Source organism: Aliiglaciecola sp. 2_MG-2023 (assembly GCF_030548145.1).
Taxonomy (GTDB): domain Bacteria; phylum Pseudomonadota; class Gammaproteobacteria; order Enterobacterales; family Alteromonadaceae; genus Aliiglaciecola; species Aliiglaciecola lipolytica_A.
In genome coordinates, this window is the sequence record NZ_JAUORY010000006.1 from 94,317 (window position 1) to 108,355 (window position 14,039).

The 14,039-nt window shown below is 42.5% G+C and carries 10 protein-coding genes; 3 read left to right on the forward strand and 7 right to left on the reverse strand.

The features are described 5' to 3' along the window. Positions 1-88: 88 nt before the first annotated feature. The 4 genes from Q4567_RS08195 to Q4567_RS08210 form a co-directional block, all read right to left on the reverse strand. Positions 89-2,455 (reverse strand): TonB-dependent receptor, encoded by a 2,367-nt coding sequence (locus tag Q4567_RS08195; RefSeq protein WP_216049274.1) that lies wholly within the window; start codon positions 2,453-2,455, stop codon positions 89-91. A 282-nt stretch (positions 2,456-2,737) separates the two neighbouring features. After that, the gene (locus Q4567_RS08200) at positions 2,738-3,598 is read right to left on the reverse strand and encodes an NmrA family NAD(P)-binding protein (protein WP_216049275.1); all 861 of its coding nucleotides are present in this window, start codon (positions 3,596-3,598) and stop codon (positions 2,738-2,740) included. Positions 3,599-3,757: 159 nt separating this feature from the next. Then, positions 3,758-4,879 (reverse strand): LLM class flavin-dependent oxidoreductase, encoded by a 1,122-nt coding sequence (locus Q4567_RS08205; RefSeq protein WP_216049276.1) that lies wholly within the window; start codon positions 4,877-4,879, stop codon positions 3,758-3,760. Positions 4,880-5,322: 443 nt separating this feature from the next. After that, positions 5,323-5,964, reverse strand: coding sequence for a glutathione S-transferase family protein (locus tag Q4567_RS08210; protein ID WP_303500053.1), 642 nt, complete (start codon positions 5,962-5,964; stop codon positions 5,323-5,325). A 332-nt stretch (positions 5,965-6,296) separates the two neighbouring features. Here Q4567_RS08210 and Q4567_RS08215 point away from each other — a divergent pair, with 332 nt between their 5' ends. After that, the gene (locus tag Q4567_RS08215) at positions 6,297-6,965 is read left to right on the forward strand and encodes a hypothetical protein (RefSeq protein ID WP_303500054.1); all 669 of its coding nucleotides are present in this window, start codon (positions 6,297-6,299) and stop codon (positions 6,963-6,965) included. 166 nt (positions 6,966-7,131) lie between these two features. Here the strand turns inward: Q4567_RS08215 and Q4567_RS08220 are convergent, their stop codons facing one another. Next, entirely contained in the window at positions 7,132-8,544 is a 1,413-nt protein-coding gene (locus Q4567_RS08220) for an MFS transporter (protein ID WP_216049279.1), read from the reverse strand. Between the two features lie 47 nt (positions 8,545-8,591). Further along, positions 8,592-9,752: an NAD(P)/FAD-dependent oxidoreductase gene (locus tag Q4567_RS08225; RefSeq protein ID WP_303500056.1), complete on the reverse strand. Its 1,161-nt coding sequence runs from the start codon at positions 9,750-9,752 to the stop codon at positions 8,592-8,594. A 254-nt stretch (positions 9,753-10,006) separates the two neighbouring features. Between Q4567_RS08225 and Q4567_RS08230 the strand changes: the two genes are divergently transcribed. Both Q4567_RS08230 and Q4567_RS08235 read left to right on the forward strand, forming a co-directional pair. Continuing rightward, positions 10,007-11,605 (forward strand): FAD-binding oxidoreductase, encoded by a 1,599-nt coding sequence (locus Q4567_RS08230; protein WP_216049281.1) that lies wholly within the window; start codon positions 10,007-10,009, stop codon positions 11,603-11,605. 30 nt (positions 11,606-11,635) lie between these two features. After that, positions 11,636-13,282 (forward strand): alpha/beta fold hydrolase, encoded by a 1,647-nt coding sequence (locus tag Q4567_RS08235; protein WP_216049282.1) that lies wholly within the window; start codon positions 11,636-11,638, stop codon positions 13,280-13,282. Between the two features lie 49 nt (positions 13,283-13,331). Here the strand turns inward: Q4567_RS08235 and Q4567_RS08240 are convergent, their stop codons facing one another. Then, on the reverse strand, positions 13,332-14,036 hold the full coding sequence (locus tag Q4567_RS08240; RefSeq protein ID WP_216049283.1) for a hypothetical protein: 705 nt from the start codon (positions 14,034-14,036) through the stop codon (positions 13,332-13,334). Between the last annotated feature and the right edge of the window lie 3 nt (positions 14,037-14,039).

Below are 14,039 nucleotides of genomic sequence, written 5' to 3' on the forward strand. Positions count from 1 at the left end.
ACAAATAGTAAAAAATGACCCATTTGCTAATAACGAAAAAAGGCCCTGACGACACAAAAATGCAGCCAGAGCCAACGGGAATTGCAATTTAGAACCTGTAACCCACTTCTACACCAAACTCAGCAGGTCTTTGCCCTGTTGCTTGTAAACAAAGTTGGTTATTACCGTAAGTTGCGGTATCTGTTTCGACAAAAGCGCAAACTGATGATGAACCAGCTAAACCGGCACCAATGGCTCTGTCTTGGTTAAAGATGTTCTTACCATACAAAGCAACTTCTAGGTCATCCCCAGTCAAGCTTATGCGTCCATTAAAAGTCCAAGCACTTTCAATGGTGACAAGATTAGACAGATCCGCATAGAATTTACCTCGGTAGTTGGCATCGAATCGTACCGACAAGCTCATATTTTTGTATGCATCAGCTACATAGTATTCACCACCAAGTCGGCCATTCCATTTAGGTACGTTAGTCTGGGTTTTACCGTCCAATGATACTGGGTCACCGACTTCACCAGGGAAGCCCCAAGCAGAGGTTGCCGACATAACAAATGGTTCATCGTTAACAAATTCATGCTTTGCATAACCGACCGAGCCATTCAGAGAAAAGGAATCTGAAATCGCAACTTTTGATTCTATTTCAAACCCAGATACTTCTGATTCACCCACATTGTTAACATAAGTTACGGGAATGGCCCCGTCACCCGTAATAACGTTCACTGAACTAACTAACTGCTGATTTTCAACATGTTGATAAAAAGCCGCCATGTTCAAGGTCCAAAGACCATCGTAAAACTCATTTTTGGAACCGAGTTCGAAGTTATCCAACTCTTCAGGATCTGCTGAAGCGACTTGAGCCTCTCCATTTACGACGATGCGACTCAAGCGAGCACTTTTCACACCTGAGGAATAAAGACCATAAAGCATATTATCGTCTGACAATTTATAACTAAGGGTTAATCTAGGCGAAAAGTCGGTAGACGAATAACTGTCTCCTTCAGCGATTGGCGACGTACAATTAGGACAATCAGTGTAGATAACTTTTTCATCTGCAATTCGACCTTCAGCACTAAAGGTAAGTTGCTCAGTCAAGTCATAATCAAAGCCACCAAAGATCGCATAGTTCTCCATCTTATCTCGACGCGCAGTTCCATTAGGATTGGCAGAATTAGTAAGAGCAGTGAATTGGGTTTCATCCGACTCATAGAAGTAATAAAGCCCAGCACGCCAGCGAAAATCCGAATCTCCTGGCGACAACAAGACTAGCTGTTGACTAAAGTTTTCAAAGATTTCACGAGAAGGAAAAGTAAAACCCGCATAAAAAGACAAATCAATTTCGTCGGTACCCACAAGGTCACCAAAGACTGGATCTTGCCCTGGTGCATAATCCCTATTCGCATACACAGAGACCCGCTCATCTTCATTGTAAAAATAGCCGCCACTATAGGTTAACTCATAATCTCCGATTTCTTTTTTCACTATCAAAGACGTAAAATAACGGTCTCGAGTAGTGCCACTAGCGCCTAGATTAGCTATTTTATCAAAATCAGGGTCCGGCAGAACCGTGGGGTATCTTGAGCCTGACGCGCGTGGCAATGTAACAAAATCTGCCCCCGCCTCAACCCAGTCTCTAGGATGTTGAATAACAGATACATTCCCCCCATCTCTATCATGAGAATACAAGCCCCGCAATTTGACTGAAAGAGTATCCGAGGGTGTATAATATAATTCTAATGAAGCAATATTCGATTTTTCTTGACCAATAGATGAACCATCATCTACTGCTTCGGTCACCCCGCCATTTTGGAAAGTACTGCCAGATATACCTAACCAGAGTTTGTCATCGATCAATGGTATTTCCACTGAACCTTCAAGTAGATAACTGGTGTCAGGACCGCCTTTAACTTGACCGAGTTTAGCTCGAACATTACCGGTCACCTCGTCACCGCCTAATTCCTTAGTAACAAAGTTGACGGCTCCGCTATATGTAGCGCGACCAAAACTTGCAGCTTGGGGGCCTTTGATGACTTCAACTCGCTCTACACCATTTAGCCCTAATGAGGCTAATTGACCACTAAGCGGAATACCATCAAGGAAAAAGGAAACCCCTTGATAACGTTCGTCTGAGGTATTCGGTGTTAGACCACGCATACCAACAGCAGTAGGGTCATTCCGGTTCGCACCTGAGAGATAAAGATTGGGAACTGCATCTTGCAAATCGCGCATTCCATTAATTTGATTATTTTTCAAATCGTCGCCAGATAATACGTTAATAGCTAATGGTACTTCTTGCAGAGGCTCTACACGATTTTTAGCTGTTACCACTACGCGCTCAACGTTAGCATTATCTGCCATATCAACTTCTTGAGCTGATACAGCAGTGGTAACAGTTCCTGCACTTGCAATAGTTAAAAGCGCTTGAGCAAGTAACGTTAACTTAAAGTTTTTATTTTTTTTCATAAGTTTTCCTGTCATTTCAGTGCTAGTTATAGTTTTAATTAATCGTCGTTTCTCAATCTCTGAAAAAGACGCACAGCTTTTGCTCTAAACGCATATCCACACAACCACATATTGTATTATCAATATACCTTTCAAATCGTAGTAACCCCATTGCGAATATGTAAAATGCATAAATGAGGTTTGAATCTTGACGACTATCAGCACATTAAGCTTGGCTACACAGTCATTTTTAGTTTGCTAATATGAGCTATTTATTCAGTGTGTAAGTTTCAAAAATGTCTCTTATTCAGGATTAAAAGCCTTGGCATATTCCTGAATAAACTGCTTCACTGAACGAGGCTCTCTACCTAATAAGTCTCTCATGGTATCTGTTGTGTGATTAGACGCGCCTTCAGCCAAACTACGTATTTCCTCGCAAACAGCATTGACTCTCCACTTATCAGGGACAAACTTGGACAATAAAGCGTGAAAATCTTCCATAGGTTGATCAACGTAATCAATCTGCCGTCCCAGCAACTTAGTGAAAATGTCTGCAATTTCACTAAAAGTCAGAAGCTCTGGACCGGTTAAGTCATAACTCTTATTTTCATGACCAGATTGGGTAAGTACGTTAGCCACAACTTCGCCCACATCGCGAGCGTCAGTAGCAGCGACTTGGCCTTGCCCCATAGGAAAAGTGAGTTTATTTGCAGCTTTAATACCAGGAGCACAGGTAAGTAACATCTGAGTAAAGAAGGTAGGTCGTATCATCACCCAATTCAAACCAGAAGCTTTAACATAGGCTTCTGAAGCAAGATGATTCAATGGAATTGGTTTGTCTGTTCCTTCCACCGACTCCTGTGAGGATTGTTTAACAAATAACTCAACACCCACTTTAACCGCAGCATCGACAACCTGTTTTTCTAATTCCAATTGATCAGAGCTATTAGGTAAAAGCAAAAACACTTTATTCACGCCATGCATCGCTTTTTGCAAAGCCACGCTGTCAGCAACATCTCCAACGACAACATCGACACCAACATCAGTGAGGGCCGATGCTTTGTCTGGGTTTCTAATCAATGCTCTGACCGAACACCCTTTTTCAACTAAGTGTTTTACTGCGCTACTGCCAGTTTTACCTGTTGCTCCAATTATCAAAATCATATACGACCTACTATTGTAAAATTAAAATGGTTATCCATTAAACTTGGCTGGTGAAACCTTTCAATCAGTTTCTTCTGGTCTGTGCAACTAGGTGTTTCATTTACTTAGTCATTAATCACAGCACTAGAGGGCATACAAGCCCTCTAGGTTATTCAATATTTAAGCACTTTGTTTTTTGGCCATTGCCTGAGCTATTTTTTCTCGTAATTCAGGAACTAGCGTACTACCAATTTTTGCCGCATCTACATCTTGATCCGGTGCTCGCAGCAAAAACCGAGTAACACCTAAGCGTCGATATTCCATCAAACTATCTGCAATCTGCTCTGCTGTTCCCACCAAGACGCTATTATTTCCTCGACCTTTATAGGCTTTGTTAAGACCAGTCCATAAACAACGGTCTAATCTATCGCCCTCTTTGGATTGGTCCATCATACGTCGAAAAGCACCAGCGGCAGGTTTGTCGCCGATTTTCTCATGCTTGGCCAATATGGCACCGTTACCATTAGCCACTTGAAGTTCGACTTTTTCATAAAGCATCTGAGCCTTAGCCCAAGCGTCTTCTTCTGTGTCTGCAACGATGATCACCATCGTCATTAACACTTTTATCTCACGTCCATACTTTTCAGCGGCTGCATAAGCTTTAGTTGCCAGTGTTCCGGCTCTATCGAAGGTATCACCACCTAATGCATAAACATCCGCCACTTTTCCACAAAGATCGATTGCCAAATCAGAGGTACCGGCCCAGTAAACAGGAATCGCTCCACCCTTAGGTTTTACCATGGCATAGGCGCCACGAAACTTATAAAACTCGCCATCGAAATCAAAGGGTTCCGCAGAAGCCCATACTTTACGCATCACTTCTACATATTCGGCGGCAATGTGATAACGCTCTTCTTTGGTGTTAAACAGTCCGTCGGCTTGCACTTCGCGGTCGTCCGCACCGGCAATGATATGCACAGCAGCGCGCCCACCACTAAGACGGTCAAGTGTGGCTAGATTACGAGCAGCAGTTGTGGGAGGAACAACACCAGGACGGTGCGCCAATAAAAATCCTAAACGTGATGTTACGCCAGAAAGATAAGCCCCAATGGAAAAACTCTCTGGCATTGTCGCTGCATTGGCAATTAGAACTCTGTCATAGCCGGCATTTTCTTGTGAGGTCGCAGAATGACGAATATGCTCAGCATCAAAATCGACAGGAGATGGAGGATCACCTACTGCACCCGCATGGTGATTTACTAGTCCAATGATCTCTAGGTCGTCTGAAGTTCCAAAATTCATGGTAGCTCCTATAAATAAATTTCATTTCGATGGATTCGATACTAGGCCCTATGAGATAGATTTCCTAAATCAATTTACGTATGCGCTATACATTAATCCTATAACCAATCTTAAGCTGATTTTGTAAACTCACTGTTCAGATAGCCATCAAAACTAGTTCAAATTACAAGCAGAATTAGCACAAAAGCTTTGTTATACGGGGGCTGAACAAATTATGCGGATTAGTCTCGTCATAATTAATAAAGGAATTTTATCTGTTCAATACTTCATGAAAAAAAGGAAAATTAAATGATATATAGTCATACTTTAGTGACAATAAAATTATAAATATTGTTTTTTAAGTTTAACGAGTAGAAAAATGCTGGTGGCCAAGTGACCAAAAAATTGGTCACTTGATTTAGCAATGGATGTTTGAATCAGTTATCCGAGGTTATTCAAGTGCCTTAGTTTTTTAACTTTTTTGAAAATTCCGCAAAACCCACGGCCATTTCAGTTAGTACCTTCTGCACATAAGGTTCTTTGATTATTGACTCCCACCAAGATTTAACCAGTGGGTAATCAGCTAGAACATCTGACTTATCGTAAAAAGGCGCTAACGTTGTGGCATACCAAATACTACTGGCTAAAGCAAAATCACCAATATCAAACGAGTCGGATTTATGAACACTCATCCAACGATTCAATTTATCTAGCTCTGCACACAGAGGAGCTGTAAATGTGCTTTTATCACTGTGAGCATCTTTTTGCGCCATATTCTTAAACAACGGAAATAGTGACGGTCCGAAGTGCGAGTTGGCAAAACTCACTGTTGCTCTGGTGATACTTAATGCATAGGGATCACTAGGTCGACATGGATTGTCAGGAAATACATCTTCTAAATATTCTGCTATGGCTGTTGACTCCGGCAACAACCCAGTTGCAGAAATCTCTAATAGCGGCACCTTTCCCATAGGGTAAGCCGCTTTGAACTCATCTGTTTTTAGGGGAATTTCAGGGGCTACAATTTTGAGGTTCAGTTGTTTTTTGTATATTTGCATTCTTACCCTAGCAGCATAAGGAGAATGGGGCAGACTGTATAATTTCATTTTTATTCGCTTCCTAATTAGTCAGGGTTGAAACGTTTTCTAACCCTAATGAATGGGTGAATTGATGAGTAATCCACAGCTATTTTTAAATGGGTATTGGTTAAACATATGCTCTGTTTTCTCATGAGATCTTTTATAAAGCGTCTTGAGACTGAGCTTAAAACTTAGACTTTACACTCTAATGATATAATATTATGCTAATATTTCTTTATAGGCCAGCAAGAGTTTTGTAAACAAACACTTGCTATAAATACCGTTCATTGCACGGGCACAAATTTAAACGACAAAAACGCATGATCTCGATAACGATTCTAAAAATGGAGTGTTCCACTATGACTGCACATGACCTACTACTACTTATTCATATTTTGCTTTTTTGTTATTGGCTTGGTGGTGATATAGGCGTGTTTTATTCCAGCAATATTGTGGTGGATAGCAAGGCTAGCCGTGAAGCTAGGATTGTCGCAGGTAAAATAATGGTTGCCTGTGATTTAGTGCCCAAACTTTGTATGACGTTGATGTTAACCACTGGCGGTTTACTCACTACATTTTTTGGTGTTGAGCATCCTGTATGGCAGATGGCTGCGATTATTTTGTTAGGCCCATTTTGGTTAACCTTAGTATTACTGCAACATTACAAACATCACGCGTCGTACATTAACAATCTTGTTAAATTTGATTTTATATTTCGCTGTGCGTTGATTGTAATTGGCTTAATATCCCTTTGTTTTGCGGTAATTAATGGCAAATTGAATGACAACACTTGGATAGCAGCAAAACTGTCTATCTTTTATTTATTGGTATTTTGTGGACTGATGATTCGTCTCGCGTTAAAAGACTTCGGCCCAGCTTATTCTAAACTTATCCAAGGCACTCATACTGCAGTTGAAGACCGAGCAATGTTAAAAGCAATGAACAAAGCCAAGCCTTGGGTATATACAATTTGGGCAGGATTAATCAGCGCAGGTGCAATAGGCATTGCTAAACCCTTGTTTCAATAGCCATTCATCTTTGACTGTGAATCGACTTCCAGCTTTCACAATAAATACATATAAAATGGGTAGGACTGACTAAAACCAGTGCCTACCCAATTACTTTGAATCTAAATTTTTCTGTTCAACTAAATGAAAAGCCTTTAGTTAACGGTAACTAGTTAAGTGCTGATGTCTATGCTGATAACGCTTTGTTGTAGCGGCTAAATATCAACAAGCTCAGCGCCATGATACAACTAGGAATTGTCGAATATAGCCACACCATACCGTCGATAGCGCCAGTCCCTTGGACAATTACCCCTCCGGTTGAGGATTGAAATCCGCTTAGGCTCAATACAACTCCCGCTAACATCGGACCTAATGCAAAAGCCAATTTTTCAACCGCTGAGAACACCCCAGAGAAAACCCCTTCATCTACACTACCGTGTTTAATGCGCTGATTGTCGATGGTGTCAGTCATTAGTGAAAATGTTAAAACCGAAAATGCAGCGTTAGTGCAGCCAATAATAAAAGCCCTAATTAGGACCAAAAAATGCTCCGTTGGCATCTCGCCCCAAAATGGCAAACTAAATAGCACGTCATCGCCAGGCGCGACCCAAAGCCAAGTAAAAGTCACTAACATCCAACCGACACAGGCAATCCAAAACGCCCCTTGCTTACCGATATTTGCAGATAACTTTAACCACAAGGGCTGACTCAGAATGGAACCTGTCGCCATTACCATGACAAACGGAAGCAACAGATTGATATCTTGTATGGCATAGATAAACACAAATGCAACCACTGCATATCCACTTGCCTGAGCAATAGATTGCACAAAAAAGGTACTGCTTAACACCACAAAGGCTTTATTTTGCATAACCACTGACAAGCGCGTTAGTAGCTTTTTGGGATCCACTGTGTGCGCTTTACCATAATTGATGGGAACGCCGTATGCGGTAGCCAACATGGCAAGCAATGAGATACTGCCAAAAACAATTGCCATTGTACGCCAAGCTGCAGCATCTCCGCCCAATTGAAATACCAAAGGTTGTGCAAGACCGACGCCCATCACCACGCCTACCACCGCAAAAATAATACGATAGGATAAAATTTTGGTGCGCTCATGGGGATCGCTAGACAACTCTGAAGCCACTGCTAAGTAGGGTACTGAAAATGCGCTAAACGCTGTAGAAGCAATAAAAAACAGCACACACACGGTAGCGGCCGCCCATAAAGGTGAAGCAAAGTTGGAAAAAGCGAACAATGCCATGAACGACAAACTGGTTAATATCGCACCAAACACCAAAAACGGTTTACGTCCATAGCGCGGCTTATAATGGTCGGACATTGCACCGATGATAGGGTCACAAAAGATCAACCAAATTTTCGGTACTAAAATCACCATGCCAGCCAACCAAGGGGAAATTCCCAGCATAGTTGTCATAAATAATGGTAATAAAGCCGCTGGCGCATCCCGAAAAAGCTGTGCACCTACTTGACCAAAGCCGTATAAAACCATGGTTTTCTGCGGCACTTTTTCAGCCTGCGCTGTTTTTCCGGCTTGTATTGCTGAGTTCGAACTTGTTGTTGTTATTGTATCGCTCATCATTTTTACCTTTTTAGTGACTTATTTTTGCTGCTGTTTAAACTGAATTAAACTGACTCAGTTACGCAGTCGTAGTTGAAAAGCCCTAAGGTCTCCTCGTTTCGCAAATTGCCTAAGCCATATAATTCGGCGGCTTCTCCTTGCAAACGATCGGCGTTTTCATTGGATTCTTTTTGAATAAAAGTAGTACGTTCATGGCGAGCAGCTTGGTATCGAGCAAGGGCTTTTGCGACTGATTCAGCATCTTCCAATACCCGCGCCAACATAACGGCATCTTCAATCCCAGTTGCCGCTCCCTGTCCCAGAAATGGGGTCATGGCATGGGCTGCGTCGCCAATCAAAGTCACTTTATTGTCAATTGACCAATGAGGTAGAGAGCTATGCGCATTGATTGCCCATTTAAATACTGTGCCAGGCTTAATCGCATCAATTAAGGTGCTAATATCATCGCTCCAGCCAGCGTATAAATCTTTCAGTTCTTGCAGCTCAGCAGGAATTGACCAACCGTCTTCAGTCCAGCCATCTTGACGAGCAAAAAACACTAAATTGAGCAGCTTTCCTTTGCGAAGTGGATACCGGACAACCATTTTCCCAGGGCCAATGTGCATGCCTGGCTGTTCAATTAGATGTTGAATAGCGGGGGTGATAGGCGCTAAAGCTCGATAAGCGATATGACCAGTAAAATGGGGCTGAACTGAATTAAATAGCTGTCTAACTTGAGACTTTAGACCGTCCGCACCTATGATCAAATCAGCATCTGCAGTGCTATCATCAGCAAAAATTAAAACTGGTTTAGCGGCTTGATAATTCACTGATCGCAGCAATTTGCCTAAATAAATGCCTACCCCAGCTTTTTCCGCCTCAGCAACTAAAATACGGTGTAGATCAGCACGATGAATATAAACATAGGCACTGCTATATTGTTCTCGTGTTTGAGAACGGTCCACCATTAATAATGTTTCGCCGCTTTGCCAATGTGATATTTTTTGCGTACTAGGTTCAATGCCGGCTTCAACGATTGCTTCCCCAACACCAATATAATCTAACCCTCGCATTGCATTGGGCGCTAATGTAATACCCGCCCCCACATCCCCCCATGCGGGGGCAGACTCATATAAGCTGACCTTCTGTCCATTTTTTGCTAGCGCAATCGCCGCGGTGAGCCCAGCAATGCCGGCACCGACCACAGCGATATCTAAGTTTTTCATACTTACTCTCCTAATTGCTACCAGATCTGCTTTTCACGGGTCGAGCAAAAAGCCCTCGTAATCTAACTAGTATCCCAGTAAGTAAATTTTCAACCATGACAATTATCAAGGACGCAGTTTACCCCTGATAGTATTCTGAATTTTCAATCAATAACGAATACGACTATTAAGTGGTCATAGAAACGAATTGAAAAGTGCAATATTCATCAGGATATTGCGCTGCTCCCTACTCTTAACAAGTAATAGGTAAAAGCATGACAAATATACATCAGGCACAAGACCAACATGTAACCCTTGATCCCATAATCAAAGATAAGTTGTGTGACATCGTAGGAGCAGAGCAATGCTTAACTGGCACTGCGGGTGCAGCGTTCTACACTGATGTTTATCGTCAGCTTGAAGTTCCTGACGCTGTGGTTCGTCCAACCACAGTTGAACAACTGCAACAGTTGGTCGCCTTTACCAATGAACATGATATTTGTGTGACCATAAGAGGCGGTGGAGCGTCCTATACTGACGGCTACTTACCAGCAGTTAAGGGTGTTGTGATTTTAGATTTAAGTTTGTTGAACAAGATAGTAGAAATCAACGAAACGGATGGCTACGTTACTGTCGAAGCGGGTGTAACCTGGTCTGCGCTTAAAGATGAGCTGGATAAACGGAATCTCAGAACACCATTTTGGGGACCATTTTCCGGAATAAAAGCCACTGTCGGAGGCTCTGTATCACAAAATACTATCAGCCATGGATCGGGTTTATATGGAATTTCCGCGCAATCAGTACAAGCAGTAGACATTGTTTTAGGTGATGGTTCATTATTGCAAACCGGTTCTGCAAGTGCTGGCGCAAGTCCTTTCATGCGCCATTTTGGCCCTGACTTAACCGGATTATTTACCGGAGATTGTGGTGCGCTTGGAATAAAAGCTCGCATTACACTCCCACTTATTCGCCGTCGTTCTGCGCACCGCGTCATTTCTTTTGCCTTTGCAGACTTTAATTCCATGCATGAATCTATGCGCCGCATTGGCTTAGAGCGATTAGAAGATACTCACTTTGCTTTAGATGGCGCATTGTCTCAAGGGCAAATTGCTCGTCAAGATAGTGCTGGGCAAACGCTGAAAATAGCCTTGTCCATTCTGACTAGTTCGCCATCATATTTAGCTGGTATTAAACAATTGTTTAAGTCTGCATTTTCGGCCCGCAAAGCGATTAGTTCCGCTCCCTACATGACACACTATATCGTAGAGGGCACCCATGACGCTGAAGTTAAAAGCCGATTACACCGCATCCGTGAGCTAACCACTGATTTGGGATCTGAAATTCCAGCAACCGTTCCAGCCATAGTCCGAGGAATGCCCTTTGCACCTTTTTTCAATACTTTAGGCCCTGCTGGTGAACGCTGGGTTCCTTTACACGGTATTATTCCCCACTCTAACGTTGCAAAATTTCATCAACAACTTGAACAATTTTATGCGCAGCGTTCAGCCGAAATGCAGCGCCTTGGAATATGGTGTGGCGGCATGTTTGCCACCGTTGCTTCATCGGGTTTTTTATATGAAATAGCATTATATTGGCCTGACGAAATCACTGCATATCACAAAGAAGTTGTCCCCCAAGACTATCTTGCCAATTTACCTAAACATCCTGCTAACCTTGAAGCGAGGGAATATATCCATCAATTAAAAGAGGACATTATCGCGTTATACGTTAAACACAATGCGACCAATTTCCAGTTGGGCAAAGCTTATCCCTATGCATCAAGAGTCTCACCACAAACCTTAGAACTAATTAAAAATATCAAACAAGTGACAGATCCAAAGAATACATTTTCGCCAGGCACTTTAGGTCTTTAATTAGTTATTTAATCAAGGAGATAAACGACGATGAGCAAAACAGATTGCACTATATCCCGCCAATATGCCTTGATTGGTGAACGACAAGTACATTATCGATATGCCGGGAGTGGACCGCTATTAGTATTGATTCATCAATCTCCGAACAACAGTAAAGAGCTCATCCCTCTGATAAAATACTTAGCACCTTATTTCACTGTTATCGCCCCTGACACACCGGGTTACGGGCAATCTGACCCGTTAGGCAGTACTAATCATCAGGCTTCAATAGATGATTTTGTTGATGCATTGGCTAGTTTTCTTGATGTTTTAGATTTACAAAAACCACTGTTATATGGCAGTCATACTGGTGCAATTATAGGTGTGCGGTTAGCCGCTCGTTACCCACAAAAGATCGCAGCGTTAGTGGCAAATGGTGTGCTAATTAACAGCGCAGATGAACGCAAAGATCTATGTGACAAATATTTTCCTACTTATGATATTAAATGGGATGGTACTCACCTAAGCTGCTTGTGGTCGAGGCTTAGGGATCAACATAGCTTTTTCCCGTGGTATGAACGCGCCACCACCAGCATCAATTACTGGCCAGCAACCGATGCTGAAATAGATGCGAATTTTTTAAATTACATGGAAGCTGGGAATAACTATCCCGTTGCATATCGTGCCGCCGTAGATTATGCCATTGCTGATGATTTAATTAGATTAACCGTTCCTAGTTTAATGTTAGCCGCAAAAGCAGATACCTTATCTCGTTATGTTGAACACTACCCCCCTTTACCCGCCAACGTAGATATTCAAACAGTGCCAGATTTTTGTGACATACCCGAAGCACTCTTAATCTATGCACAGAAAAATTGTGTTCCCTTGCATGAGTCTTTCGAAGGGATTTCTAAAAGCAAACAATATGGACTGAGTAACCGCTTCGTGACCACTGAAAAGGGTGTATTTCATTTACTCAGCAACCAAGATTCTGCTACCGATACACACTCAAAACCTTTGCTAGTTTTGCATGAGTTAGGCTTAAATAATGAGACATTACGTACATTAATGATGACCCTTAGCGAGCAAAAAGTGTTAATCGCACCAGACTTACCAGGCCATGGTGAAAGCGACTATGCGAATTGCAGCAGCCCCACAGAAATGGCAGCTGCATTGGCTCAACTATTAGCAACATTGAATATAAGCAAGATAGACGTTTTCGCTATCGCTAACGCAAGTGCATGCGCGCTGGCACTGAAAACTCAATTTCCCGAATTAATAGGAGCAGTGACGTTTTGCAATCCAGAATGTGCCAACATGCAACCTAAAAATGCCGATAGATTGCCAGATTTACGGGTTGATTCTGCCGGTTCTCACTTGTTAAGGGGATGGTATTATTTGCGCGACCGCTACCTTTATTACCCTTGGTATGAACGGTCGCTAGATAGCCAAATTCAGAATGCACAAATCCCAGAAGCGCATAGCTTGCAAGTAGAACTATTGGCATTGTTAAAATCCCGCGAAGGTTTGCAGGAGTGTTTGCAACATGGGTCGATGTTCAGTGCCGATGATTATAATAATTGCCCAGATTCACAGGTAGCCTTTACCTCAACAGCTCCTTGTAGAAACCTGTTTGTCGACTCTATTCCGTTAGCAAATGAAATGTATCGTTGGCCGCAACTGCTGCTTGCGAATTAGGCTTAGAGGTTAATCAAAACAATTTACACAATTAACAGCAGACATCGAATTAGACGGAATTACGTTCCGTTAATTCGATGAGCTCGTACCAATTATCAATTTTCTGCCAAGTCATTTTCAGAAAAATGTAATCGCCCTCTTTCACCCACACATACGCAGGTGGCCAGTCGGGCTGCCAGCGCAAAGCGTACTTTCGTGCATCAAATTGCCCTGCGGCAACGGTGAGTTTTTGATTGCCTAAATAAGCAACTTCAATGGTCACAGGGGTAGCTGTTAATCCTTGATCACCGTTTTCCGATAGGGAGTTAGTTAAACCATGAACCGCAACATATTCTCCGGGTTTCGATTTATCGACCTGAGTGGTGACCAATGCGTCCCCTTGCAATGGATGCAAACCCAAATAGCAATAAGCCGGTTGATTCTCAAATTTTTGTGAAATCCGCTCCTTGCCTTTAAGATCCGTCTCGACAACGACCTGATCGTTATTAAAACTGAACCAATTCGCAGCAACCACCTGACCAGCAGTTGTAATGCGGCAGAAGCCATCAATGGGTGACCAATTGCGATCAAGAGACATAGTCACGTCGCGCAGTAAAGCAATGTCATCCATTTCGCAGAATGCGCGAAAACTATACCCTTGAGCGTGTGAGGCTAAACTAAAACTCTCCCTTCCAATCAGGGTGTTATCCCTTCCCCAATAGGCAATGCGTGCGCTAATATATTTTTCTAATGCAGGTTGCAAAGTGACAGTCATAAA

What these genes read in the sequence shown, in the direction of transcription:
- Q4567_RS08240 (WP_216049283.1), bottom strand. Translation starts at nt 14,036, where the DNA reads ATGACTGTCACTTTGCAACCTGCATTAGAAAAATATATTAGCGCACGC.
- Q4567_RS08195 (WP_216049274.1), bottom strand. Translation starts at nt 2,455, where the DNA reads ATGAAAAAAAATAAAAACTTTAAGTTAACGTTACTTGCTCAAGCGCTT.
- Q4567_RS08200 (WP_216049275.1), bottom strand. Translation starts at nt 3,598, where the DNA reads ATGATTTTGATAATTGGAGCAACAGGTAAAACTGGCAGTAGCGCAGTA.
- Q4567_RS08205 (WP_216049276.1), bottom strand. Translation starts at nt 4,879, where the DNA reads ATGAATTTTGGAACTTCAGACGACCTAGAGATCATTGGACTAGTAAAT.
- Q4567_RS08225 (WP_303500056.1), bottom strand. Translation starts at nt 9,752, where the DNA reads ATGAAAAACTTAGATATCGCTGTGGTCGGTGCCGGCATTGCTGGGCTC.
- Q4567_RS08220 (WP_216049279.1), bottom strand. Translation starts at nt 8,544, where the DNA reads ATGAGCGATACAATAACAACAACAAGTTCGAACTCAGCAATACAAGCC.
- Q4567_RS08215 (WP_303500054.1), top strand. Translation starts at nt 6,297, where the DNA reads ATGACTGCACATGACCTACTACTACTTATTCATATTTTGCTTTTTTGT.
- Q4567_RS08210 (WP_303500053.1), bottom strand. Translation starts at nt 5,964, where the DNA reads ATGAAATTATACAGTCTGCCCCATTCTCCTTATGCTGCTAGGGTAAGA.
- Q4567_RS08230 (WP_216049281.1), top strand. Translation starts at nt 10,007, where the DNA reads ATGACAAATATACATCAGGCACAAGACCAACATGTAACCCTTGATCCC.
- Q4567_RS08235 (WP_216049282.1), top strand. Translation starts at nt 11,636, where the DNA reads ATGAGCAAAACAGATTGCACTATATCCCGCCAATATGCCTTGATTGGT.